This is a genomic window from Streptomyces amritsarensis, assembly GCF_001953875.1.
Lineage (GTDB): Bacteria > Actinomycetota > Actinomycetes > Streptomycetales > Streptomycetaceae > Streptomyces > Streptomyces amritsarensis.
On the sequence record NZ_MQUR01000032.1, the window covers coordinates 43,837 to 68,098 of the forward strand.

Consider the following 24,262-nt stretch of genomic DNA (forward strand, 5'->3'; position numbering starts at 1 on the left):
CGGTTGGCCCCTCCCCCGGTGTTATGCCCGCGGCCTCGCGGCGGCCGAGGTGCGTTCATGGGGCGGCGGCCGGAGTATGGGGCCAGGGGAAAAACGTAGGAGGTACGCGATGGTCAGTGAACCCGACGAGCAGCCCACGCGGTCGGACCGGCTCTTCACAGGCGGGGAACGACCGTACGACCCTGAGGACCTCGTGATGGCGACAGGCCACGACCCGACTCCGGAGCGGGTCGAGAAGGCCCGCAAGTTGATCGAGAAGGAGGGCCCGCAGGTCATCGAGCGCTACCTCCCGTAGCCGCCCGAAGGCTGCCCCACGCCCCCGGCCCGCCCGGGGGCGTCCCCGCCTCACCGCCCCGACGCCGGGAGCCCCCTCCCACCCACCCACGCCGCCCGATGCAGCCACCCCGGGGCGCAGCCCACTCTTCCAGCCCCGCCGGGCGCTTGAGGCGCGGGGGCCGGGGCGCAGCCCCGCTTCATTCAGCCCCGCCGGGCGCTTGAGGCGCGGGGGCCGGGGCGCAGCGCCCACGCAACGGCGCCGCACCCGCCCACCGCCGCCCCGGCTACGCGGCAGACGCAGACGCCGCCGCAGACGCCGGCGCCGCCGCCCGCAGCCCCGACGCCCCGGCCGACCTCGCCAGAGCCTCCGCATGCGCAGCCCTCGCATGCCCCAGCACATCGGCCGCCCGCGCAGCGACCCGCGCGGCGGGATGCCACCCGAGCACGTGCCGCCACACCAGAGGGGTCCCGGCGAGCGGCCGCGTGACCACCCCCGGGGTCACCGGGAAGGTGGCCCGGCACAGACCGACGGCCCGCCCCACCTGCACCAGGTGCACACAGGAGGCGGTGTCGGTCTCGTAGACGCAGGCGGGCGTGAATCCCGCCCGCACACAGGCCGCGGCGAAGCAGTCGCCGAAGCACCCGTCGCCGGGGACGTCCGTCCACGCCTCGGCGGCCAGCTCGGCCAGCTCGACCTCGTCACGCGGGGCCCGGGCCAGCGCCAGCGGGTGGTCCTCCGCCAGCATCACGTGCACCGGATCCCGTGCGACCTCCATCCACGCCAGCCGCCCGGGCTCGGGCGGCGCGCTCTCCCCGCAGACGCCGACCAGCGCGAAGTCCAGCCGCCCGTCGGCGACGCTCCCGGCGACCTCCTTCTCCGACCAGGAGGTGTACGTGGTCACCGGCACCCCCGGCTCCCCGTGCGCGAGCCGGTCCACGAGCCCGCCGAGCAGCGGTCCGTGCGTCCCGCCCAGGCGGTAGCCCCGCGCGCCGCCCTGCCGGGCGAACCGCTGGGCCTCCTCCTGGAGCTCGCACACCGCGGGCAGCAGCACTCTCGCCCGCTCCAGCACCAGCTGCCCGAGCGCGGTGGGCCGTACGCCCTCCCGTCCACGCACGAACAGCGTGCCGCCCAGTGCCCGCTCGATCCGCTTCAGCTGCGTACTGAGCGCGGGCTGCGCCAGGCCGAGCGCGGTGGCGGCCCGGGTCAGGCTCCCGGCGTCGGCGACCGCCCTGACGATCTTGAGATGCCTCAGCTCCAGATCCATACGAAGAGCTTGGTTCAGACCTATAGACGTGCGCCATGGGTCGTACGCATCCAGAATCGTTAATGCTCGTTAGCCGCCAGGGGGCCGCAACCCTAAGGACAGGTAAATGCACACACTCGAAGTCGACTGGGACCACCCCACGGACCCGCGACCCGGTCCGCAGCTCGACCACGTCCGCGCCTACGTCAGCACCGCCGGCGCCGACGGGCACCTCTGGCACGGAGTCCCCACCCTGCTGCTGACCACGCTCGACCGCACCACGGACACCACGGTACGCATCCCGCTGATCTACGGCGAGGACGCGGGCCGCTTCCTCGTCGTGGCCTCCGCCGACGGCGCCCCGGCCCACCCCCGCTGGTACCGCAACCTCACCGCCCACCCGGAGGTCCGCCTCCAGGTCGGCGCCGCCGCCTTCGAGGCGACGGCGCACACGGCCACCGCGACGGAACGGGAGGTGTACTGGGAGATGATGACCGCCCTCTGGCCCCCGTTCGAGGACGACCAGGCGGCCGCCCTGCCCCGCGAGATCCCCCTGGTGATCCTGGAACGCCTCCCCGGCCGTTAGGGGATAGATCCGGGTCGTCCGGGATCACACACTGCTCCTGGCCGAAGGGTCCGCGTCCGCGTCCGCGTAGGGGAACCGGCCTTCGGCGGCCGCGGCGTCGCGGAGCTTCGTCGGGGAAACCCTCCGCAGGGGAGCGCAAAGCTCCGCGGGCACGGCCCCAGGCATGGCTGCGGATCACCCGCGGTCGTAGACGGTCACCGCCACGTCCCTCTCGCACAGCTCCTGGGTGATCAGCGGCTCGACACGCGACCAGCTGCCGCCCGCGAGCCCGCAGCCGATCCTCGGCATGTGCACGCCCGCGCCCAACTCCACGGCATGCCCGGCCAGTGCGGCCAGGCAGCGCTCCAGCGCGTCATAGCGGATCGGCGGCCCCCCGCTCCCGGTGCGAATCCCGCGCTGGCCTACCATGTTGGCCACCCATACGTCGGGCTTCACCCGTACCACCTGCACGGCGCCCAGCCCGAAGTCGTTGCCACTGCGCCCCCGGTGCCAGGCCCGGTACGCGGCCTCCGGCTCGGGCCACCGCTTGGAGACGGCCAGCACGAACCCCTTGCCCCACCCGCCGAGGTCGTTGCAGACGTGCGCGATGATCTTGGGTCCCTTGGCCTGGGGACTCGTCGCGTCCCCGGCGATGATCCTCAGCGGCTTCATGCCCCGACGCTACGCCACCCCACCGACATTGATGCTGATACTCAGGTTCCGGTGGTCGTGGCCCACCCACTGACTGACGCCCTGCTGGGCTGTCTTCGCGTTGCTCTGTCCGGCTGCCGGGACCTGTTCTCATGCCCTCCTCGGCATCGACGTCGAGGTCACTCGCCGCGACCCGGGCCAGAAGGGCTTCAAGGTCATCCCGCGGCGCTGGGTCGTCGAGCGGACCTTCGGCTGGCTCATGAACCACCGCCGCCTCGCCCGCGACTACGAAACCCACCCACACCGCTCCGAAGCGATGATCCGCCTCGCGATGATCGACCTGATGAGCCGCAGGCTCACACGAGAGTCGACTCCGAACTGGCGCGAAGCCTGAGGCGCAGCACCCAAAGCTCGCCGACGACTCGCACAGCACCGGGAACCGCAAATCCACCAGGTTAAAAACTCCTTCAGGTGGCCGGGTTCTGGGCAGGACACCCGCCTCCGTAGGCGCTCTCTTCGATCGGATTGCCCTCCCTGTCGCTCAGGTGGAAGCAGTGGCCGTTAGCCCACACCGTGACCGAATCAGGCCGATGCTCGACCTCGAACGGCTCGTCACCATACGACGTCCCACCCCAAGTGCCGTCTCCCGCAGGCGAGTGGGTGACAACGATGCAGGTTCCCTTCGGCAGGATCCGGTGAATGTCCGCCCAGGGCTCCACGGTCAGCTCCAGCAGCTCCTCGCCATCGTTGCTGATCACCAGCCGCGCCGTTTTCCCCGCGAACACTCCAGGACCCCCACTCGACCTTGCGCCGTCACGCGCGCGCCACTGCGCAAGATGCAGGCGCACACAACACGATCCTCACACGGGTGATCACCCGATCCAACGTCACGCCCGAGTTACCAAACAACCCTGCCGGGACAAAACGCTCTTTGAGAGGAGGTCACAGAGCCGGGAGCTGAGGTCGCGGAGGCGGAGTGGGGGTCGGAGTCGGAGTCGGGGCCGCGCCCTTGTCGGCGGCGGCCTTCTCCAGAAGCCCCGGGTAGGGCGTCTGCGCCATGGCACCACGCACCTGCGTGAGACCGTAGCGTTCGGTGGCCCTCTGATCCAGCGGCGGCCTTTCGAGATCGAACCGTATCCGCTTGTCCGGTGGGGACACGTCCACAAGGACGAGAGGCTTTTTACCGCCCAGCCTCCACACCGTTACGCACTGCGGACCGCGGGTCGCGTTCAGGATTTCACTGCTGTTCGAGATCCCGGTCCGGAACCTGTACTGCGGATTAGGTGGATCCCCCTCCTCCAAGGACTCCTTGAGGGATTTACCAACAACCCTGGCTCTCTCGTAGTTCCCGGTCATTCTCATTCTGTCTTTCCTGATCACATACACCTCGCTCTGAGCGGTGATCGCCTCGAACTTGCCAGGAGCGGGATCCTTCACCTCGATGACCGCGTCCTGGGCGACCTCTTCTCCTGGATTCAGCACGTGCCCGTCCGGCCTGACAAACTCCCCGTCGTAGATCAATTCCGATCTGGACTCCTTGTCGACGGGCTTGCTCTTCGCGGGCTCGCCACGGATCCAGTAGGTGCTGCCCAGGACATAGACGGGCACCTGGCCGGCGTTCCTCACGTACATATGGACCGTCATGTACAGCTTCCCCGTCCTCTTGTCGATGTTCGACTCCTTGAACGCGGCCCCGGTCTGGATCAACGGCGTGGTCACATAGGGAACATAGATCTGCGAGTACGCCAGATTGGCGGCAGCCAGGACGGTGGAAATGATCACCCCGATCGCAATGTTCTTGGGAATGCTGAGTCCCTTACCCGCCCGAGATTTGATCAGTTCGAACAGTGCGATCGAGGCCCAGACGACGAGGGCGATCCCGATGACGGTGTATAGGGTGAAATTCTCGCCGATCTGCAGCAGCAGCAGGGAGATGCCACAGAGGAGCGCGATCACCACTCCCAGCAGAACGACCACCCCCGAGTAACGCCATCGTCGCGTTTCCCAGAAGTCGACCGCAGCCGCGGCGGCGATCAACACCACCACGGCCACGAAAACAATGGTGAATCCGGCAATGCGACCGCCGTAGGTCAGGGCGCTACCACTGTCCGCGATTCCGATACGGAAGAGCGGACATGAGGTCGCGAGGAGGCCTACGACCACGAAGAAGCCGGTGGTTCGTCGCATCCACGCCTTGTCCGGCCAGACGGTGGCGTCACCGCCGAGCCATTGCCATTGGACGGAGTCTCCGTCCGCCACGCCTTCACGTCGCAGGAGTCGCCAAAGTTCCTTTTCGGACCAGACCCCGCCCACTGGCCTGTCATCGATCAGAACTTCACGCAAGCCGAGATCGTCCGGCGCTCCCACGGTCACCTCACGTGTGTTCGCCATAACACCAGCCTGCGCCGTGACCGCAGCGGGCGCTTCTCGTGCGCCCCCCAATGCGCCCCCTTCGTGCGCTCCCGTCAGCGTGCAAGCGCCACGCCACGGAGGGAGGGTGGTGGTGACGTATCGGTGTCACTCAATCCCTGAGGAGCTCTCATGCGTACCCGATTCCTTGCGTTCGCCGCCGCCTTCATACTGGCTGCTCTCGGCGCTGCGACCCCCGTCGCACAGGCCGCCGTACCAGCCGTTCCCGGGCCGACGTGCACAGCCGCCGGCGGGGCGGTGGAGTACGACTCCGACACCGGCCAGTGGACGTGCGAAGGCGGCGACAACGACGGCGAACTCATCACCGAAAGCTGAGACTCGGCAGACCGCCGTACGCAAGAACCGCACCTCGACGCTGTGACCGATCCTCTGCGGCCATCAGCAGCAACTGGCCTACGATCTCCGCACCCAAGCGGAGCCATGTCGGCGCCGTGCTCGAGAAGTTCGAGCGGAGACGGCCCACCTACCCCGGACGCTCGTGCCCCGCGACCGTGCAGGGGCCGCGATTGAAGGCTCTTTAAGGCGCGCACGCCCACACCTGGATCGGCTTCGCACCAGCCGTCATCTGACGCTTTGCCGACCCCAGTTCCCCCCAGAGAGCCCCCAGGCACCGCCCATGAAGAGCGAATCGGGCGCCTGCGGCCTATGACGGCCCCGGACGGTCTGGACGCGTGATCGAGAAGCGCGTAGCGATCGATGGCGGCCTATGCCCAGACTCAGAGGCTCGCAGACGCCTTCCGACGGGAGCGCGTAGCGATCTGGGGCGCACCGGGATCCGCCCGCGCATCCCTGATCTCCCCGATGGTGTCTTGATCCCCCGGCCCGTTCCTTTGGGGGCTNNGAGAGACGATGGGACTGACGGGAAACCCCCAGCACAACTCTGATGCCGCCCCAGCCAAACACCGCCCCCTCGAAGCCACCCCGACACCCTCACTCCCGCCCCGCCGAGACCCCGCCCTCGAAGCCACCCCGGTGCTCTCACTCCCGCCCCGCCGGGACCCCGTTCCCCCACTCCCGCCGCGCTGCCACACCCCCGCCCCGCCGGCCCCGCACCGGCGTACCCCCGCCCCCCGGGGCCGGCTGGGCAGCCCGCGCCCCGAGGCCGGGCGCCGGGGCCAGGCCCCCCGGGACCCCCGGGGCCCCGGGGGGAAGGTTCCGGGATAAAGGTCCCGGTCGCGGGGCCCGTGCGCGGGCCCCCTCAGAGGTACTCCCGCGCGAACTCCACCGCCCACTCGACCGCGGCCACCGGGACGCTGCCCGCCGCGGGGTCGACGGCCAGGCGGGCGTCCTCCCAGCCCCGGCCGTGCTCGCGGAAGATCGTGAAGTGCCCCTCCTCCGGGGTGCCCTCGGGCCTGACCAGGAACTCGATCGCCCGGTCGTCGCCATCCGTGCCGACCGTCGTGATCGCCATGTCACCGACTAGGAACTCCACTGCTCCGCGCCCCTCACTCGCCCGCCGTCCAGGCATCGCTCGCCCCGGCTCAGGACTCCAGCCTCCGCCGCGGGCCGGGCGGCCGCATGAGCGCACGTACTCAGCCCGGGTACTCAACCCGGCTACTCAGTCACCCGCAGTCCCCTCCCGCTCCCCCCAAGGTGACGAGGGCAACACGCATCGCCCGCCCACAGTTCGGCCCACCCATTCCGCAGGTGGGAGCGCGGCCGCGGCCGCGGATTCCAAGGGAAGAGCGCAGCCCCACCCGGCCATCACGCCAATCGGGATAAAACGACCTTCGGGTCTCCGGGTGAAAAGGCGGGTCGAGCCCGCACCCGGGCCCGTAAGCTCCCGTCATGCAGGTGATCCAGTCAACCAAACTCGCCAATGTCTGCTACGAGATCCGCGGCCCCGTGCTCGAAGAGGCCATGCGGCTCGAAGCGGCAGGTCATCGCATCCTCAAGCTGAACACCGGCAACCCCGCGGCCTTCGGCTTCGAGTGCCCGCCGGAGATCCTCGAGGACATGCTCCGCAACCTGGGCACCGCCCACGGCTACGGTGACGCGAAGGGCCTGCTGTCCGCGCGCCGCGCGGTCATGCAGCACTACCAGACCAAGGGCATCGATCTGGACGTCGAGGACATCTACCTCGGCAACGGCGTCTCCGAGCTGATCCAGATGGCGATGCAGGCGCTGCTCGACGACGGCGACGAGGTCCTCGTCCCGGCGCCGGACTACCCGCTGTGGACGGCGTCCGTCTCGCTGGCCGGCGGCACGGCCGTGCACTACCGCTGCGACGAGCAGTCCGACTGGATGCCGGACCTGGCCGACATCGAGCGCAAGGTCACCGACCGCACCCGCGCGATCGTGATCATCAACCCGAACAACCCGACCGGCGCCGTCTACGACGACGAGATGCTGCGCGGCCTCACCGACATCGCGCGCCGCCACAACCTCATCGTGTGCTCGGACGAGATCTACGACCGGATCCTCTACGACGGTGCGACGCACACCAACACCGCGGCCGTGGCGCCCGACCTGCTGACGCTCACCTTCAACGGCCTGTCCAAGAACTACCGGGTGGCCGGCTACCGGGCGGGCTGGATGGCGGTGTGCGGCCCGAAGCAGCACGCCGCCTCGTACATCGAGGGCCTGACCATCCTGGCGAACATGCGCCTGTGCGCGAACATGCCCTCGCAGCACGCCGTGGCGACCGCGCTGGGCGGCCGGCAGTCGATCCAGGACCTGGTCCTGCCGGGCGGGCGGCTGCTGGAGCAGCGCGACACCGCCTACGACCTGCTGACGCAGATCCCGGGCATCACCTGCGTGAAGCCGAAGGGCGCGCTCTACCTGTTCCCGCGGCTCGACCCGACCGTCTACAAGATCAAGGACGATCGGCAGATGGTCCTGGACCTGCTGCGGGCCGAGAAGATCATGGTCGTGCACGGTACGGGCTTCAACTGGCCCGAGCCCGATCACTTCCGGATCGTGACCCTGCCCAACGCCAAGGACCTGGCCGACGCCGTGACCCGGATCGGGAACTTCCTGGACGGCTACAGCCAGGCCTGATCCGCCATCGGGCGAGCATACTCGGACAACAACAGGATTCAGCTCAACTTTAGAACCAATCCAATGTAGGATGGTCGCCTGACCACGCAGGAGGCCTCCTCATGTACGAGCCGATCCGCACGAAGCCGGTCGTCCAGCGCATGGGCGGCGCCACGGTCGACTACCCCCACAGCAGTCGCGGCGAAGCGCTGGACATCCAGCTCGCCGGCCACCTCGCAGCCCTGCTCGCCGTCACCGACGAGCTCGGGCTCGACGAGGCCGCCGCCCGGATCGCCGCCCAGGTGACCCGGCTGCGCGGGGCCCAGCCCGCCCGGGCGTCCCAGGGCCCCGCGGGGGATGCCGCGGCGCTGCACCGGCGCGCGCACGACCTCGCCGCCCGCGCACTCCTCGTCGCCGCGTCCCGCGCCGACACCACCGTCGCGATCCTCGCCGCCGAACGCATGGACGCGCACGCCGCCGCCCTGGAGTCCCTGGACCTGGCCGGCGCCCTCTAGACGGCCCCGGTCCGGGGCCGCGGAGGCTCCGGACCGGGCGCCATGCCCCCGCGGACGGCCCGTCAGCGCGCGCCCGCCGCCCGTCGCGCGGCCAATGAATTGGACAGATCCCGACCTGCCGAACACGATGTTGGCTGAAAACATCGCGGCAGCACGGGGGAGGCCGCTCACAGGAACCATCTCCTCCACTCCGCTTCGTCCCCGATCGAGCACCCTGGAGAGATGCGCCCATGAGCTTCGGCGATCCGAACAACCCGTACGGCCAGCAGCCCCCGCAGGGCCAGCCCGGCTACGGCCAGCAGGCCCCGCAGGGCGTCCCCCCGCAGTACGGCTACCCGCAGCAGCCGGCCCCGGGCGCTGCCCCCCAGTACGGCTACCCGCAGCAGACCCCGCCGCCGGCCTACGGCGCGTACCCGCCCCCGGGCATGCCCGGAATGCCCGGGATGCCCGGGGGGATGCCGCCGCTGGCCCACTGGGGGCTGCGGTTCGGCGCGTACCTGCTCGACGCCCTGATCATCGTCGGCCCGATGTACGCGCTCACCGGCATCGGCGTCGCCATCGACGGCGGCGAGAGCGGCGTCGGCGCGGTCCTCGGCCTCCTCGGCTTCCTGTACGCGATCGGCATGGGCTTCTTCCAGCTCTACAAGGAAGGCACCACCGGCCAGACGATCGGCAAGAAGGTCGTCGGCATCAGCCTGCACCGCGAGGCCGACGGCGCCACGCTCGGCTTCGGCATGGCCTTCGTCCGCAAGCTGGCGCACTTCCTGGACAGCATCTCCTGCTACCTCGGCTGGCTGTGGCCGCTGTGGGACGAGAAGAAGCAGACGTTCGCCGACAAGGTGTGCAGCACCGTCGTCGTCAAGGTGAACAAGAACGGCTGACGGGCGCCCGCCCACCGGCTACGGAAGCCCCGGTGTCGGGGTGGCCTGCGTGAACTCCGCGCCGGCGACCCCGCACCAGGGCACCGTCGCCACCGGCCACACCGGGCCGACCGCCTCCCCGTACTCGGTCGCGCCCGGGGCCACGCCCGGGATCCTCACCAGTGCCTGGGCGGCCCGCCGCCCGGGATCCGCCTCGGCCCGGTCGCGGAACTCCACCGTCACGACGTACGCCCCGACGCCCTCGGCCCGCCCGGTCGCCTCCACCGCGGCCGCGACCCGCCGACTGGCCGGATCGACACGGCAGCCGGTGACCCGTACGTCCCGCACCGCCGCCCGCGGCGGCGCCTGCGGCTGGTCACCGCCGCTCGCCCACACGTACAGGCCCAGCGGGGCGAACACCAGCAGCCCGGCGATCGTCACCAGGCCGACCAGCCAGCCCTGCCACTTCAACGCGCTCACGCCCATGCCCCCGATCCTCCCGGGCCGCCGCCCCGCCCACCAGCACCCGCGAACTCACACAGCATTTCGAAGTGGGACCGCCTGGACACCTGACGTTCACTCAAGACGGCGCGGAATGTGGGTTTCCGTGAGCACGCTGCACCCGTGAGACGCATCCTAGGAATCCTCCTGGGCCTCCTCCTGATCGGCGGCGTGCTCTACGTCGCACTGCAGGGGCAGGATCACCCAGAATCCACGGCAACGAAGACCGTGCGTGGCGTCATCGGTTCGGAGAAGTCCGAGTTCTTCCGCGACCCCGACGTCGTCAAGGCCCTTGCCGCCAAGGGCTACACCGTCAAGACGGAGACCTCGGGCTCCTGGGCGATGGACCAACTCGCCCTGAAGGAATTCGACTTCGCCTTCCCCGGCAGCAGCGAACCCGCCAAGGAGGTCGCGGCGGCCGCCGGGCTCAAGGGAGCCCAGGAGACCAGGCCCTTCTACTCCCCGCTCGTCGTGATCGCCCGACCGGGCGCGGCGAAGGTGCTGGCCGCCGACGGCCTCGCCACCATGACCGGAAAGAACACCGGGACCCTGCTGATGGGCCCCTTCCTCAAAGCCGCCGCCGAGGACCGCACCTGGCAGCAGCTGGCCGGCTCCTCCGCGTACGCCGAGCTGACCGGCACGGTGTTCGTCAAGACCACCGACCCCGCCTCCTCCAACTCCGGCGCGCTCTTCCTCGCCGCCACCTCCAACGTCGCCAACGGCAACACCGTCGTCGCCGACGACGCCGGGATCGAGCGCACCGCGCCCCTGATGCGCAAGCTGGTCTCCGTCCAGGGCGCCCTGGAGACCAGCACCGACGACCCCTTCCGGGCCTTCATCAGCGGCAGCGGCGAACCGCTGATCCTGGTGTACGAGTCGCAGGTCGCCTCGCTGCTGCTGCAGAAGCAGAACCCGGGCGAGATGGTGGTGCTCTACCCGGACACCACCGTGAACACGGCGCACACCTTCGTGCCGCTCAGCGAGGACGCGAAGGAGCTGGGCACGCTCCTGGCCACCGATCCGAGGCTGCGCGAGCTGGCCGTGCTCCGCGGGTTCCGCCCGCAGGACGGCGTGGCCGAGTTCACCGCCGCGACCGCCCCGCACGCCGACTACCTCAACCCGGGGCTCACCGGGATCCGCCAGGTCGGCACACCCACCGTCAAGATCCTCATGGCGCTCGCCCAGCGCGCCAAGGGCTAGGGGGACACACCATGACTTTGACACCTCCCGAGGACAGCCCGCTGGTCCTCAGCGCTCCCGAGCCCGTCGCCCCCGTCCGCAAGGAGCAGGCCGCCGGCCTCGTACCGCTCCAGGACGGCGTCCGCGACGAGATGGCCCGCCGGGCCGGGGAGTACGTCGGCTCGCTCGCCGGGATCGACGCCCGCTCCCCCGAGTTCGCGCAGCGCATCGGCGAGATCACCGCACTCGGCTCGGCCGACGTCCGCACCGCCGCCCAGCAGTCCAACCGGATGCTGGAGCGGGCCGTGCGCTCCCTCGGCTCCGACGGCGGCGGCGACGCGCAGGCGCGCGTCGCCGGCTCGCTGGTCGAGCTGCGGCGCACGGTCGAGGACCTCGACCCGCGGGACACCCCCGGCAGGGGCGCCCGCAGGCTGCTGGCGAAGCTGCCGGGCGGCAACCGCTTCCGCGACCACGTGGCGAAGTACGCCTCCTCGCAGGCGACCCTGAACCGGATCGTGGCAGCGCTGCGCAGCGGCCAGGACGAGCTGCGCCGCGACAACGCGGCCCTGCACACCGAGCGCTCCCGGCTGTGGGAGACGATGGGCAGGCTCCAGGAGTACGCGGTCCTCACCGAGGCCCTGGACGGCGCCGTCTCCCAGCGGGTCGCCGAGGCCGAGCAGACCGATCCGCAAGGCGCCGACGTGCTGCGCGCCGATGTGCTCTTCCCCGTCCGGCAGAAGCACCAGGACCTGCTGACGCAGCTGGCCGTCTGCGCCCAGGGCTATCTGGCGATGGACGTGGTCCGGCGCGCCAACGACGAACTGATCAAGGGCGTCGACCGGGCCGCCACGACCACTGTCTCGGCCTTGCGCATCGCGGTGATGCTGGCCTCGGCGCTGGACAGCCAGCGGAAGGTGACCGAGCAGGTCAACGCCCTGAAGGGAACCACCGAGGACCTGATCCGGGGCAACGCGGACATGCTGGCCACGCAGAGCGGGGAGATCCAGCGGATCGCCGCGGATCCGGCGGTGGGCGCGGAGACCCTGCGGACGGCCTTCGCGCAGATCTACAAGACGCTCGACGCGATCGACACCTTCAAGGTGCAGGCCGCGCAGAACATGGCGGCGACGGTGGAGTCCCTGGCCGGTGAGCTGCAGACCGCGTCGGCGTACCTGGCGCGGACGCGGGCCGCCGGTGCGGTCGAGGGCGGTGCCCTGTGAGCGCGGCCGGGCCGGCCCTGAGGGGCCGCCGCCGGGCCCGGACGGCCCTCGCGCTCGCCGTCGCCGTGCTCACGGCGGCGACGGCCTGCACCGCACAGGAGTCCTCGGGGCCCGCGGAGACGGCCTACAAGGAGGGCACCTTGCGGGTGTTGGCCTCCAGTGAGCTCGCGGACATGGAGCCGGTGCTGGAGCAGGCCCGGAAGGCGACCGGGGTCACCGTGAAGCTCACGTGGTCGGGGACGCTGGACGCCGCCGAGCAGGTCGCCTCCGGGCAGGCCGACGGCAGGTACGACGCGATCTGGCTCTCCTCGAACGACTACCTGAGGCTGCGGCCCGAGGCGGCCGGGAAGCTGTCCAGCGAGACCCCGGTGATGTCCTCGCCCGTCGCCCTCGGTGTGAAGCCGCAGGCGCTGGCCCGGCTCGGCTGGAAGCCCGGCGAGGTGACCTGGCCGGCGGTGCACGAGGCCGTCGCCGCGGGGAAGCTGACGTACGGGATGACCGATCCGGTGCGCTCCAACTCCGGTTTCTCCGCTCTGGTGTCGGTGGCGTCGGGGCTTTCGGGCGCGCAGTCGGCGCTGAGCGACGCGGACGTGAAGGCGGCCACGCCCCGGCTGAAGGAGTTCTTCGCCGGGCAGAAGCTGACGTCGGGCTCCTCGGGCTGGCTCGTCAGCGCGTACGGCAAGCGCGGGGACGTGGACGCGCTCGTGAACTACGAGTCGGTGCTGCTGTCCATGAACCGTGACGCGAAGGGTGCGGGAGCTCCGCTGACGGTGGTCCGGCCGCGCGACGGTGTGGTCACGGCCCACTACCCGCTGACGCTGCTGGCCTCGGCCCCGGCCGGGGCCCGCGACGCGGGGCGGACGCTGACCGACTGGCTGCGCGGCGCCGAGGCGCAGCAGGCGATCACCGGGCAGACCTTCCGCCGGCCGGTCGCGGCCGGGGTGGCGCCGGCGGCCGGGCTGGACCAGGAGAAGCGGCGCGAGCTGCCGTTCCCCGGCTCGCGGGTCGTCGCCGACGGGCTGCTGGCCAGTTACGAGAACGAGCTGCGCCGGCCCTCGCGGACGGTGTACGTGCTGGACACGTCGGGTTCGATGGGCGACGACGACCGCATCGGGCGGCTGAGGTCGGCGCTCACCGATCTGACGGGTACGGGCACTTCGGGCACCGGGCGGCGTTTCCGGGACCGCGAGGAGGTCACGCTGCTGCCGTTCGGTTCGAAGGTGAAGGAGGTGAACACGCACGTGGTGGAGCCGGGCAATCCGGGGCCGGCCCTGGATGCGATCCGCCGGGACGTCAAGGCGCTGAAGCCGGACGGGGGTACGGCGATCTACGGCAGTCTGGAGGCGGCGTACGAGCAGTTGGGCAGGGGCGGCACGGACGCCTTCACCTCGATCGTGCTGATGACGGACGGCGAGAACACCGAGGGTGTCGGGGCGAAGCACTTCGACTCCTTCTACGCGCGGCTGCCCGAGGCGCAGAAGCGGACGCCGGTCTTCGCCGTGCTGTTCGGCGACTCGGACCGCAAGGAGCTGACCCACATCACCGAGCTGACCGGTGGGAGGCTCTTCGACGCCACCGGCGCGGGGGGTTCCCCGGCGGTGGCTGGGGGAGGTTCGCTGGCCGAGGCCTTCGAGGAGATCCGTGGCTACCAATAGGGCGACCGGGGCTCTGAAGTACCTGGAGTCGCGGAAGAATCTGGCCGGCTCGGCGTGCGGGGTGGCCGGCCTGGCCCTCACCCTGGCCGGGGTGGCGGGTGCGTACTGGCCGGTGGTGGTGGCCGGGCTGTACGGGGCGGGCGCGCTGATCGCCCCGCCGGAGCGGACGGCGCCGCCGCCCTTCGATCCGCGTGAGGAGCTCGGCGTCCTGCGCGAGGACTTCGGGCGGCTGCGCGGGTACGTCGACGGGGTGGAGCTGCCGTCGGGGCCCGGGGAGGCGCTCGCCCAGCTGCTGGAGGTGTACGGGGCGCTGCTGGAGCCCGGGTGGGTGGCCGAGGTGCTGGCCGCCGACCCGGAGGCGGTGCACGCAGTGTCCCGGGCGGTGCGGCAGGACGTGCCGGAGTGCGTGGACGCGTACAACCGGACCCGCTGGTGGAGCCGGATGGCGCCGGGTGGGGAGTCTCCGGAGCGGCATCTGGAGCGGCAGCTGGGGCTGCTGCGCGAGGAGGCTGACCGCGTAACGGCGGGCCTCCACGAGGTGGAGGCNNGGGCGTGCCCTTGTTCAGGGCGTGCCCTTGTTCAGGGCGTGCCCGTTCAGGGCGTGTTCCGGCTCAGCCGAGGCGCTCCACGAGGGCGTGGTACTGGTCCCACAGCTCCTTGGGGGTGTGGTCGCCGTAGGTGCCCAGGTGCTCGGGGACCAGGGCGGCCTCCTCGCGCCAGACCTCCTTGTCGACGGTGAGGAGGAAGTCGAGGTCCTCGGCCGGGAGGTCGAGGCCGTCGAGGTCGAGGGAGTCCTTGGTCGGCAGGATGCCGATGGGGGTCTCGACGCCTTCGGCGGTGCCGTCGAGGCGGCCGACGATCCACTTCAGGACGCGGCTGTTCTCGCCGAAGCCGGGCCACACGAACTTGCCCGCGTCGTTCTTGCGGAACCAGTTCACGTAGTAGATCTTCGGGAGCTTGGCGGCGTCCGCGGAGGCGCCGACCTTGATCCAGTGGGCCATGTAGTCGCCCATGTTGTAGCCGCAGAACGGCAGCATGGCGAAGGGGTCGCGGCGCAGCTCGCCGACCTTGCCCTCGGCGGCGGCGGTCTTCTCGGAGGCGATGTTCGAGCCGATGAAGACGCCGTGGTTCCAGTCGAAGGACTCGGTGACCAGCGGCACGGCGGAGGCGCGGCGGCCGCCGAAGAGGATCGCGGAGATCGGGACGCCCTTGGGGTCCTCCCACTCGGGGGCGATCGTCGGGCACTGGGAGGCCGGGACGGCGAAGCGGGCGTTGGGGTGGGCGGCCGGGGTCTCCGAGGCCGGGGTCCAGTCGTTGCCCTTCCAGTCGATGAGGTGGGCGGGCGCCTCTTCGGTCATGCCCTCCCACCACACGTCGCCGTCGTCGGTGAGCGCGACGTTGGTGAAGACGGTGTTGGCGTACATGGTCTTCATGGCGTTGGCGTTGGTGTGCTCGCCGGTGCCGGGGGCGACGCCGAAGAAGCCGGCCTCGGGGTTGATCGCGTAGAGGCGGCCGTCCTCGCCGAAGCGCATCCAGGCGATGTCGTCGCCGATGGTCTCGACCGTCCAGCCGGGGATCGTGGGCTCCAGCATGGCGAGGTTGGTCTTGCCGCAGGCGGACGGGAAGGCGGCGGCGACGTACTTCGTCTCGCCCTCGCCGGCCGGCGGGGTGAGCTTGAGGATGAGCATGTGCTCGGCGAGCCAGCCCTCGTCGCGGGCCATGACGGACGCGATGCGCAGGGCGTAGCACTTCTTGCCGAGGAGGGCGTTGCCGCCGTAGCCGGATCCGTAGGACCAGATCTCGCGGGTCTCGGGGAAGTGCGAGATGTACTTGGTGGTGTTGCAGGGCCACGGCACGTCGGCCTCGCCCTCGGCGAGCGGAGCGCCGAGGGTGTGGACGGCCTTGACGAAGAACCCGTCGGTGCCGAGCTCGTCGAGGACGGGCCGGCCCATGCGGGTCATGGTGCGCATGGCGACGGCGACGTAGGCGGAGTCGGTGATCTCGACGCCGATCGCGGAGAGCTCGGAGCCGAGGGGGCCCATGCAGAACGGGACGACGTACATCGTCCGGCCCTTCATGGAGCCGCGGAAGATGCCCTTCTCGCCGGCGAAGATGTCCTTCATCTCGGCCGGGGCCTTCCAGTGGTTGGTCGGGCCCGCGTCCTCCTCCTTCTCGGAGCAGATGAAGGTCCGGTCCTCGACACGCGCGACGTCGGAGGGGTCGGAGGCGGCGTAGTAGGAGTTCGGGCGCTTGGTCTCGTCGAGCTTCTTGAACGTTCCCTTGGCGACGAGCTCCTCGCACAGGCGCTCGTACTCGCCCTCGGAGCCGTCGCACCACACGACGCGGTCCGGCTGGGTGAGGGCTGCGATCTCGTCCACCCAGGAGATCAGCTCTGCATGCTTGGTGGGAAGAGTCGAACTGGTGGGAGCCGCGTTGTCGCGCGCCACGATTGCTCCTTGTTGAGGGGTTTGTTTGGTGTAGGCCCCGTGGGGGCTGCGACCCGGACGCTTCGCGCTCCGCTCATCCGGTGTCGACCGCACTCATCTGATCATCCGGTGGATGTGCGCATATGTCCAGAGGGCCTCTCACGTGAGCATTGCCACGTCCGTCAATCTTCCGTAAAGAGGAAGAGCGGAAACCTACGGACCCGTAGGTAGCATGGCGCGCATGACTTCTGACGCCGCCGCCGTCCCCGCTCCCGAGGCCGCCGCGGCCTCCGAGGCCTCCCCGGTCATCGAGGCCGCGGAAGCCGTCGAGTCCGCCATCGAGGCCAAGCCGCTGCTGCGCGGCTGGCTCCATCTGGGCATGTTCCCCGCCGTGATCGTCGCCGGCCTCGCGCTGATGGCCTTCACCGACTCGACCCGGGCCCGCGTCGCCTGCGGCGTCTACATCCTCACCGCGTGCCTGCTCTTCGGCGTGAGCGCGGTCTACCACCGCGGCACCTGGGGTCCGCGCGGCGAAGCCATCCTGCGCCGCCTCGACCACGCCAACATCTTCCTGATCATCGCGGGCACCTACACCCCGCTGACCGTCCTGCTGCTCCCGCCCTCCACCGGCCGGACCCTGCTGTGGGCGGTGTGGATCGCGGCCGCCGCCGGCATCGCCTTCCGCGTCTTCTGGGTCGGCGCCCCGCGCTGGCTCTACACCCCCTGCTACATCGCGATGGGCTGGGCCGCCGTCTTCTTCCTGCCCGACTTCATGCGCACCGGCGGCATCGCCGTCCTGGTCCTGGTGATCGTCGGCGGCCTCCTCTACAGCGCCGGCGGGGTCATCTACGGCATGAAGCGGCCCAACCCCTCCCCCCGCTTCTTCGGCTTCCACGAGGTCTTCCACTCGCTGACCCTCGCGGCCTTCGTCGCCCACTACGTCGGCATCTCGCTCGCCGCCTACCAGCACTGAGCCCGGGAAGGGGCCCGGCCGCCGCACGCTCGCGGCCGGGCCTCTTGCGCCGACTCCTCCGACGCGTTCAGCAGGCGTATCCGTCGCCGTCCGGGTCGAGCCGCAGCGGATCGCTGCCGTTGACCTTCAGGCGTGCCGGGTACTTGTGGGAGGCCAGCCACGCGCAGCGGGCCTTCGTCGTCGCCTTCACCTCGGCCGGGAACCGGGTCGGCACGCACACGTCGGCCGTGCCGTAGTGCCGGTCGCAGCCCGCCACGCTCGGGGCGACCGGGACGGAGTCCCGCTTCGCCGGGTTCCGCTTGGCCGGCCCCAGCTCGCCCGCGAACGTGTGCTCGTGCGGGGACGGCTGCTGCTCGGCGGCCGCGAGCGCGGACGCTCCGCCCAGGTGCACCCACGTCGCGATCGACGGGACGCCGTTCGCGTCGACCGCGAAGAGCATGTACCAGCCGGGCGGCGCCAGGTTGGGGTTGCTCGTGACGTTCAGGTCGATGGTGGTGCCGTCCACCGTCATCGGCAGGTCCACGAACCGCTGGTTCGGGTCCGAGGAGTGCGTCACCGCGGCCGGGCGGATCAGTTCAGCCTTGGCGATCGGCCGGTTCACGGTGATCCGCTGCGTGTCCCCGTACACCCACTGCGTGTCGATCACCGAGGTGATCTGCGGGCGGGCGCCCTTGAACAGGTACGGCGGCGTGTAGATCGACACGTTGTGGTTGTAGGTGCCGTTGCCCGGGTTGTCACCCACCGACATGACCCGGCCGTCGGGCATCAGGAACGACGCCGAGTGGTAGGTCCGCGGGATCGGGTCGGTCGCCAGACCCGCCTGGTAGCTGTTGGTGGCCGGGTCGAAGAACGAGGCCTCGAAGACCGGGTCGGCCCGGTCGTGCAGCCCGCCGCCGGTCTCCAGCACCTTGCCGTCCGGCAGCAGCACCGCCGACACGTACATCTTGCCCTCGGCGCCCGTCTGCGGCCGCTTCCCGGCACCGGTGTCGACCAGGCCCTGCGGCAGGTCCGGTCCGGCCGTGTAGGCGGGGCTCGGCTGCTTCAGGTCGATGATGTCGGTGATCCGGTTCGCCGCCGGATTGCGTTCGTTGTTGCCGCCGCCGATCGTCAGGACCCGCTGGTCCTGGGCCGGGGGCAGCAGCACGCTCGCCGACTCGTCCCGCTCGTCCTTGTTGCGCAGCCCCGGCACGTCGGTGATGGTGTTGGCGTCGTAGTCGTAGATCGAGGCGCCCGTCCCCGGGGTGCCGTTGCCGAAGGTGTGGCTGCCCGAGTAGAACAGCCGCCCGTCCTGCATGAGGATCATCGACGGGTACAGCCCCCAGTACGACCAGGTCTGGTTGACCTCGTTCATCGGCAGCCACTTGTTCTGCGCCGCCGAGAACTTCTCCGCGGTCACATTGCCCGTGGAGTCCTCCTTCAGCCCGCCGAAGGAGATCACGTCACCGTTGCCGAGGATCGTCGCGGACGGGTACCAGTGCCCGCCGTTCATGTCGTTCGTCCTCGTGTACGTCTCGGTGACCGGGTCGAAGGTGTACGAGTCCTTCAGCCCCTGGTAGCCGATCGAGCCGTCGGCCGACGGGTAGCCCTTGTTTCCGCTCATCACCAGCACCCGGCCGTCCGACAGCTGCACGTGGCCCGCGCAGAACATGTCGACCGGCGTCGGGATCGTCCTGAACGACCCGTTCGCCGGGTCGTAGACGGCGGACGTGAAGGTGCCCGCGTTGAACTGCGCGATGTCGTTGCCGGAGCCCGCGATCAGCAGCACCTTGCCGTTCTTCAGCACCACGGCGTGCATCGAACGCACCGGGTTCTGGGCCGGGATCACCTCCCACCTGCCTTTGGCGCACTCCTCCGCCGTCCCCGAGCAGGTCGGCTGCGGAGGGGCTGCGCCCACCTCCTCCAGCGCGTAGTCGTCCGTGGTGAGCGTGCCCACCCCGTACACCGACAGACCCCAGGCGATCTTGTCGGTGTTGGGCGGGACGACCGGTGTACGGACCTCCGTACGCGCCCACCCGGCACTGACGGGCGGATTCTGCAGATCGGTCCAGTACTGCCAGCCGGACGTCGTGTCACGGCGGAACACCGTCACCGACACGTCCGGGGTGTTCGACTTGTACCAGGCGGACAGGTCGTACTGCCTGCCCGGCGTCACCGTCGGGGCGCACGTGGTGTTCTCGGTGACCAGCGCCTTGCGGTCGCCGTCCACCCGGCGGGTCAGGGACACCCGCATCGCCTTCGTGCCGCTGTGCGCGTCGGCGACGGTCGCGAAGGTGAAGTCGTTGTCGCCCCAGCCGGACTTCGACCAGCAGGACGGCATGTCGGAGCCGGCGGCGCCGGCGGTCTCGAAACCGGGATTGGAGAGCAGGTTGGGCGGACCGGCCGTGGCCTGCTGCGGTGCGGTGAGCAGCAGACCGGCGGTCATCGCCCCGACGGCGAGCAGTGCGGCACGCCGCCCCGCCCTCCGCCGGAAGGTCGGACGCATGGAAAGGTTCCTTTCTGTGCGGCTCAACTCCTGGTGTGGCGCCCCGGCTCGGCCGGGGAGGCGTCGGCCGGGGAGGCATCGGCCGGGGACGTACGGCGCGGCAGATAGACGAGGGCCTCGGTCGCCGCGAACCGCAGGACGAAGGTGGTCACCAGCGCCAGCGCCGTGGCGGGCAGCACCCCCATCCCCAGCTGGGCGACGAACACCGCGATCAGCGGGATGCGCAGCAGCAGATCGGCGTTGGCGAGCAGCGCGAACCGGCCCACCCGGTCCGCCCAGTGGCGGTGCCGGCGCCGCTCACGGAACAGCAGCACCTCGATGAGGACGAAGTTCCACAGCACCCCGGCCTGGTTCGCGACGATCTCGGCCGGAAGGTAGTGCATCCCCGCGCCCGTCAGCAGCCACAGCGCCGCCAGATTCGGCACGAAGCCCGTCAGCCCGATCAGCCCGAAGCCGATCATCCGCGCCGGCGCGGCCGCCGAACGCAGCGACGCCAGGTGCGCCAGGAAGCGCATCCCTTCGCGGGCCGTCGACTTCGACTCGCCCGCGAAGCGCTCCTGGAAGACGAAGGGCACCTCCGCCACCCGGGCCGGACGGCTGCGCACCGCCAGCTCCAGCAGGATCTTGTAGCCGAGCGGCTGCAGGGCCCCGGCGGCCACCGCCGAGCGGCGCATCGCGAAGAACCCGCTCATCGGATCGCTGATCCCGCGCAGTGCCCGTGGGAAGAGCCCCTTCGTCAGCCACGTCGCCGCCCGGGACACCGCGACGCGGTAGCTCCCGGCGAGCCCGGCCCGACTGCCGCCGCTGATGTAGCGGGACGCGATCACGAGGTCCGCGCCGGTGCGCTCGCCCTCGCCGACGAGCTCCGGAACCAGGTGGGGCGGATGCTGGAGGTCGGCGTCCATGACGACGATCCAGTCGGAGTCCGCCCGCCCGATGCCCTCCACGACCGCGCCGCCGAGGCCGCCCTCGGCCACCTCGCGGTGCAGGACCGACACCGGAAAGGGATGGTCGGCGGCGGCCTTCTCGATGACGGCGGGGGTGTCGTCCGTGGAGTCGTCCACGAACAGCACCTCGCAGGGCCGGTCGGCGGGCAGCGCCCGACCGAGCCGGCGCAGCAACTCGGCTACGTTCCCGGCCTCGTTGAAGGTCGGGATGATGAGGGTGACACTGCCGGCCGCGGCGTGCGGAGCGTGCCGCCCGGCATCGACCGGGGCGCGCAGGGGCCACAGGTCCTCGGTCATGGCGGCTCAGCTCCCACTCTCGCGGTCGGTGCGGCGGATCTCGATGCGGTCCTCACCCGAACCGAAGACGGCCACCACGGTCGAATGCTCCAGCGCGGCCTTCACCGTCGGCAGGTCCACCGCGTCACGGCGCACCGTGGGCGAGGACACCACGTAGTCGATGTCCCGCCAGCCGCCCGGCAGCGTCCTGGCGACCGCGGGGTCCAGGTCGGCCTTGTAGAACCAGATGGCACCCGGTCCCGGCTCGAAACCGTGGTGCACCGCGTCCAACCAGAGCGCGTCGTCGAGCAGCACCCGCGTGCCCGCCGGGTCGGCGACCTCGCTGCCCAGCCACGCCGCGGCCTGCCGGTACGGGGCGTTCGCGTCGACCGTCAGCGCCGTGTGGTTGCCCTCGTACCAGCGCGGCAGCACGTACACCGCGGCCGACACGGCCAGTACGCCGAGCACCGCCCAGCGCGCCCACAGCCGCGGCCCGCGCGCCCCCGCCCCGCGGCGGCGGCGCAGCACGGCGTGCGCGACGCTCGCCGCGCCGCCGGCCAGGACCAGGGCGAGGAAGGGCAGCGCCTGGATCACGTACATCGCGGGCAGGTAGCCGGAGGGCCGCATCGCGACGACGGCGAGGATGACGGCGGCGAGCGCCGGACCGGCCAGCGCACGGGCGGTCACCGACCGGCGCACGGTGACGAGCAGCAGCACCGCGCCGGCCAGCCCGCCGAGCGGCAGGACGGTGTCGTAGTAGAGCCAGGACCGGAACACGCCGTTCGAGCCGGAACCGGGCGTGAGGATGAAACCGGACCCCTCGCGGCCCATCTGGTAGGTGATGCCGTCGATGAGCGAGACGTGCCCGGCGCCGGGCAGCAGCTCGCCGTTGAGCAGGGCGTAGAGCGGGTAGGACAGGCCGATCAGCACACAGGCGGTCACGGCCCCGGTGACGGCGAACTTCCTGGTGTCGCGGTGGCTGTGCCGCCACATCGTCACCAGCAGCGCCGGGAGCACCACCAGCATCGTCTCCTTGGTGAGGACGGCGGTGGCGGCTGCCAGTCCGGAGGCGAAGTGGTGCCACAGGTGGCGGTTCGGCGACGCGGCGAGGCAGAACGCCAGCAGCATCCACATCACGGCGATGTTGTCGAGGAAGATCTCCCGCTGGAGGACCACGGACAGCGGCGACAGCCCGAAGAGCGCCATCGCGAGCCCGGCCGCCCACCGCGGCAGCCACAGCCGGCGCGCCAGTACGTACAGCAGCACCGAGGACGCGGCGGACACCGCGAGCATCGAGAACCGCATCGGGGCGACGGTCATCCACTCCGGGACGAACAGCGACGGCAGGTACGTCAGGGCCGCCACCTGGATCCAGCCGAGCGGCGGATGGTCGTACCAGTACGTGTAGTGGGCCAGGCCCTCGCCCTGCTGGACCGCCCACGCCTGGGCCAGGTAGGTGCCCTCGTCGTCGCTCAGGGTCGGGAAGTTCGTGATGTTCCAGCCCTGGACGGCGACGATCACGAGCAGCAGGGCCCCGCACAGCAGCAGGTCGGGGCGGGAGGAGCGGAAGCGCACGAGCGGTCGGGCGGGCGGGGCCGGACGGACGCCGAGCCCGCCGGCCGTGGTGCGCCGGGTGGGGACGGCCGGGGTCTCGGTCCCTGGCCCGGGGGCAGTGGCCGTGGGCAGGGTGGCGGTCACTGGCGGCTGTCCTCTCGGATCGCGGTGGAGGCGGAGACGGCGGAGACGGCGGAGACGGCCGGGACGGCCGGGACGGCCGTCAGATGGGCGCCGGTGTGGCTGGTCAGCTCCCACTCGTTGCGGCCGCGCTGCTCGCGCCAGACCGCTCGGATCGCGGCGCCCGCGAGCATCACCTGGTAGAACGGGCCGCCGACGACGAGCTTGACGTAGTGCACGAACCGCACCCGCAGCCCGTACTGCCGGCCGAAGTCGTGCAGGCCGACGATCTCGAAGACGAACGTCACCATCGCCGTGATCATGGGCAGGAACGTGATGATCGCGATGCCCACCGGCACGTCCAGGAAGACCGCGACGGCGAAGTTGACCGGGATGATCACCCCCGAGGCGGCCTGCATGAACGGGGTCATCAGCGTGTAGCGGGCGAGCCAGCGCTGCCCCCGGCCGGGCAGCTGCTGCCAGTCCTTCTTCCGGTACACCTGCAAGAACCCCTGGTTCCAGCGGGTGCGCTGCTTGAGCAGGCTCACCAGCGAGCCGGGCGTCTCCTCACGGGTCACCATGTCGGAGTCGTAGGCGACGACGACCTTCTTGCCGACCGACGACAGCCGCACCCCCAGGTCGCAGTCCTCGGCCAGGCAGTTCTGGTCCCAGCCGCCGGCCTCGCGCAACACCTCGGTGCGGACGAAGACGGTGTTCCCGCCCAGCGGGATGAACCCCTTCTCGGCGTGCAGGTGGAGCCGCGAGCGGAACCAGAAGAAGTACTCCAGGCAGTTGCGCAGGCTGTACCAGCTGGAGTGGAAGTTGATCAGCTGGACGCCGCCCTGGACCACGTCGGCGCCGGTGGAGCGGAAGGCGTGGTCGACGTGGGCCAGCAGCTCGGGGTGGACCTGGTCCTCGGCGTCGAAGACCCCGACGATGTCGCCGCGGCAGGACGGCAGCGCGGTGTTGAGCGCCTTCGGCTTGTTCTTCGTCTCGTGGTGGTCGACGACCACCCGCACCCGGGCCGGCTCGCGGGCCGCGGCCCGTTCGGCGACGGCGGTGGTCTCGGGGTCGTCGTGCCCGACGATCACGATGATCTCGTAGTCGGTGTGGCTCGATTCCAGCAGCCGGTCGATGGTGTGCTCCAGCACCGCCTGCTCGTGGCGGGCGGGCAGCAGCAGCGAGAACGCCAGGCGCCCCTCCCCGTCGGGACGGTCGAAGCGCGTGGAGGCGAGCGTCTCCGGGGTCCGCCACGCGTGCATCTGCCACCAGAGCGTGAACGCGGCCATCCAGAAGAGCGCCAGTGAAATGACAGCGATGAACACAGACGTGTACACAAGGCCCCCCACAGACCCGCCGCCCCCAGGCGGCGTTCAGAAAACCCCCCGGGGACTCGCGGCGGGCCCCCC

At 70.8% G+C, this 24,262-nt stretch carries 21 protein-coding genes and 2 pseudogenes; 12 read left to right on the forward strand and 11 right to left on the reverse strand.

Annotated features, from left to right (window positions below; genetic code table 11):
- Positions 1–109 precede the first annotated feature (109 nt).
- Complete coding sequence (locus AVW11_RS16015; RefSeq protein ID WP_030034983.1) at positions 110–295, forward strand: hypothetical protein; 186 nt, start codon at positions 110–112, stop codon at positions 293–295.
- Positions 296–560: 265 nt separating this feature from the next.
- On the opposite strand, the gene AVW11_RS16020 is transcribed toward AVW11_RS16015, so the two are convergent.
- On the reverse strand, positions 561–1,541 hold the full coding sequence (locus AVW11_RS16020; protein WP_076044322.1) for a LysR family transcriptional regulator: 981 nt from the start codon (positions 1,539–1,541) through the stop codon (positions 561–563).
- 106 nt (positions 1,542–1,647) lie between these two features.
- Between AVW11_RS16020 and AVW11_RS16025 the strand changes: the two genes are divergently transcribed.
- Positions 1,648–2,106, forward strand: coding sequence for a nitroreductase/quinone reductase family protein (locus AVW11_RS16025; protein WP_076044323.1), 459 nt, complete (start codon positions 1,648–1,650; stop codon positions 2,104–2,106).
- A gap of 174 nt (positions 2,107–2,280) precedes the next feature.
- Here the strand turns inward: AVW11_RS16025 and AVW11_RS16030 are convergent, their stop codons facing one another.
- Positions 2,281–2,757 (reverse strand): macro domain-containing protein, encoded by a 477-nt coding sequence (locus AVW11_RS16030; protein ID WP_060178776.1) that lies wholly within the window; start codon positions 2,755–2,757, stop codon positions 2,281–2,283.
- 133 nt (positions 2,758–2,890) lie between these two features.
- Between AVW11_RS16030 and AVW11_RS16035 the strand changes: the two are divergent.
- Positions 2,891–3,130 (forward strand): annotated as a pseudogene (locus AVW11_RS16035) (transposase); the annotation flags it as partial.
- 73 nt (positions 3,131–3,203) lie between these two features.
- Here the strand turns inward: AVW11_RS16035 and AVW11_RS16040 are convergent.
- Positions 3,204–3,494, reverse strand: coding sequence for a hypothetical protein (locus AVW11_RS16040; protein ID WP_225884919.1), 291 nt, complete (start codon positions 3,492–3,494; stop codon positions 3,204–3,206).
- A 184-nt stretch (positions 3,495–3,678) separates the two neighbouring features.
- Complete coding sequence (locus AVW11_RS16045) at positions 3,679–5,127, reverse strand: hypothetical protein (protein WP_143568849.1); 1,449 nt, start codon at positions 5,125–5,127, stop codon at positions 3,679–3,681.
- A 150-nt stretch (positions 5,128–5,277) separates the two neighbouring features.
- On the opposite strand from AVW11_RS16045, the gene AVW11_RS16050 reads away from it, so the two are divergent.
- Complete coding sequence (locus tag AVW11_RS16050) at positions 5,278–5,481, forward strand: hypothetical protein (protein ID WP_076044329.1); 204 nt, start codon at positions 5,278–5,280, stop codon at positions 5,479–5,481.
- Positions 5,482–6,364: 883 nt separating this feature from the next.
- On the opposite strand, the gene AVW11_RS16055 is transcribed toward AVW11_RS16050, so the two are convergent.
- Complete coding sequence (locus AVW11_RS16055; RefSeq protein WP_030855483.1) at positions 6,365–6,577, reverse strand: hypothetical protein; 213 nt, start codon at positions 6,575–6,577, stop codon at positions 6,365–6,367.
- Between the two features lie 377 nt (positions 6,578–6,954).
- Between AVW11_RS16055 and AVW11_RS16060 the strand changes: the two genes are divergently transcribed.
- The 3 genes from AVW11_RS16060 to AVW11_RS16070 all read left to right on the forward strand — a co-directional run bounded on the left by AVW11_RS16060 (position 6,955) and on the right by AVW11_RS16070 (position 9,541).
- A complete protein-coding gene (locus AVW11_RS16060; protein ID WP_030855482.1) occupies positions 6,955–8,166 on the forward strand; it encodes a pyridoxal phosphate-dependent aminotransferase in 1,212 nt (403 codons plus the stop codon).
- A gap of 101 nt (positions 8,167–8,267) precedes the next feature.
- Positions 8,268–8,660 carry an SCO4983 family protein gene (locus AVW11_RS16065; protein ID WP_076044331.1) on the forward strand — a complete coding sequence of 131 codons (393 nt, stop codon included), beginning with the start codon at positions 8,268–8,270 and terminating at the stop codon, positions 8,658–8,660.
- Between the two features lie 230 nt (positions 8,661–8,890).
- Positions 8,891–9,541, forward strand: coding sequence for an RDD family protein (locus AVW11_RS16070; RefSeq protein WP_060178779.1), 651 nt, complete (start codon positions 8,891–8,893; stop codon positions 9,539–9,541).
- 18 nt (positions 9,542–9,559) lie between these two features.
- Here AVW11_RS16070 and AVW11_RS16075 read toward each other — a convergent pair whose 3' ends face one another.
- Complete coding sequence (locus AVW11_RS16075; protein ID WP_143568850.1) at positions 9,560–10,000, reverse strand: hypothetical protein; 441 nt, start codon at positions 9,998–10,000, stop codon at positions 9,560–9,562.
- A gap of 144 nt (positions 10,001–10,144) precedes the next feature.
- Here AVW11_RS16075 and AVW11_RS16080 point away from each other — a divergent pair, with 144 nt between their 5' ends.
- From AVW11_RS16080 to AVW11_RS38370, 4 genes and pseudogenes are all read left to right on the forward strand, one after another.
- Positions 10,145–11,221 (forward strand): substrate-binding domain-containing protein, encoded by a 1,077-nt coding sequence (locus AVW11_RS16080; RefSeq protein ID WP_030855478.1) that lies wholly within the window; start codon positions 10,145–10,147, stop codon positions 11,219–11,221.
- Positions 11,222–11,232: 11 nt separating this feature from the next.
- Positions 11,233–12,420, forward strand: a complete 1,188-nt coding sequence (locus AVW11_RS16085) for a toxic anion resistance protein (protein WP_030855477.1) — start codon at positions 11,233–11,235, stop codon at positions 12,418–12,420.
- Positions 12,417–14,075 carry a substrate-binding and vWA domain-containing protein gene (locus AVW11_RS16090; RefSeq protein WP_240528190.1) on the forward strand — a complete coding sequence of 553 codons (1,659 nt, stop codon included), beginning with the start codon at positions 12,417–12,419 and terminating at the stop codon, positions 14,073–14,075. The genes AVW11_RS16085 and AVW11_RS16090 overlap by 4 nt, the downstream gene beginning before the upstream one ends.
- Positions 14,062–14,619, forward strand: a pseudogene (locus AVW11_RS38370) (hypothetical protein); the annotation flags it as partial. The gene AVW11_RS16090 and the pseudogene AVW11_RS38370, both read left to right, overlap by 14 nt.
- Positions 14,620–14,686: 67 nt before the next feature.
- On the opposite strand, the gene AVW11_RS16100 reads toward AVW11_RS38370, so the two are convergent.
- Complete coding sequence (locus tag AVW11_RS16100; protein WP_030855471.1) at positions 14,687–16,522, reverse strand: phosphoenolpyruvate carboxykinase (GTP); 1,836 nt, start codon at positions 16,520–16,522, stop codon at positions 14,687–14,689.
- Positions 16,523–16,742: 220 nt separating this feature from the next.
- On the opposite strand from AVW11_RS16100, the gene trhA reads away from it, so the two are divergent.
- Positions 16,743–17,474, forward strand: coding sequence for a PAQR family membrane homeostasis protein TrhA (trhA, locus tag AVW11_RS16105; protein ID WP_413081592.1), 732 nt, complete (start codon positions 16,743–16,745; stop codon positions 17,472–17,474).
- 67 nt (positions 17,475–17,541) lie between these two features.
- On the opposite strand, the gene AVW11_RS16110 is transcribed toward trhA, so the two are convergent.
- Genes AVW11_RS16110 through AVW11_RS16125 form a run of 4 tightly spaced genes read right to left on the reverse strand, consistent with a single transcriptional unit; the run spans position 17,542 to position 24,190 of the window.
- Positions 17,542–19,956 carry a galactose oxidase family protein gene (locus AVW11_RS16110; RefSeq protein ID WP_240528191.1) on the reverse strand — a complete coding sequence of 805 codons (2,415 nt, stop codon included), beginning with the start codon at positions 19,954–19,956 and terminating at the stop codon, positions 17,542–17,544.
- Between the two features lie 23 nt (positions 19,957–19,979).
- A complete protein-coding gene (locus AVW11_RS16115) occupies positions 19,980–21,200 on the reverse strand; it encodes a glycosyltransferase (RefSeq protein ID WP_079250642.1) in 1,221 nt (406 codons plus the stop codon).
- Positions 21,201–21,206: 6 nt separating this feature from the next.
- Positions 21,207–22,877, reverse strand: coding sequence for an ArnT family glycosyltransferase (locus AVW11_RS16120; protein ID WP_076044333.1), 1,671 nt, complete (start codon positions 22,875–22,877; stop codon positions 21,207–21,209).
- Complete coding sequence (locus AVW11_RS16125; RefSeq protein ID WP_076044335.1) at positions 22,874–24,190, reverse strand: glycosyltransferase; 1,317 nt, start codon at positions 24,188–24,190, stop codon at positions 22,874–22,876. The genes AVW11_RS16120 and AVW11_RS16125 overlap by 4 nt, the downstream gene beginning before the upstream one ends.
- Positions 24,191–24,262 lie beyond the last annotated feature (72 nt).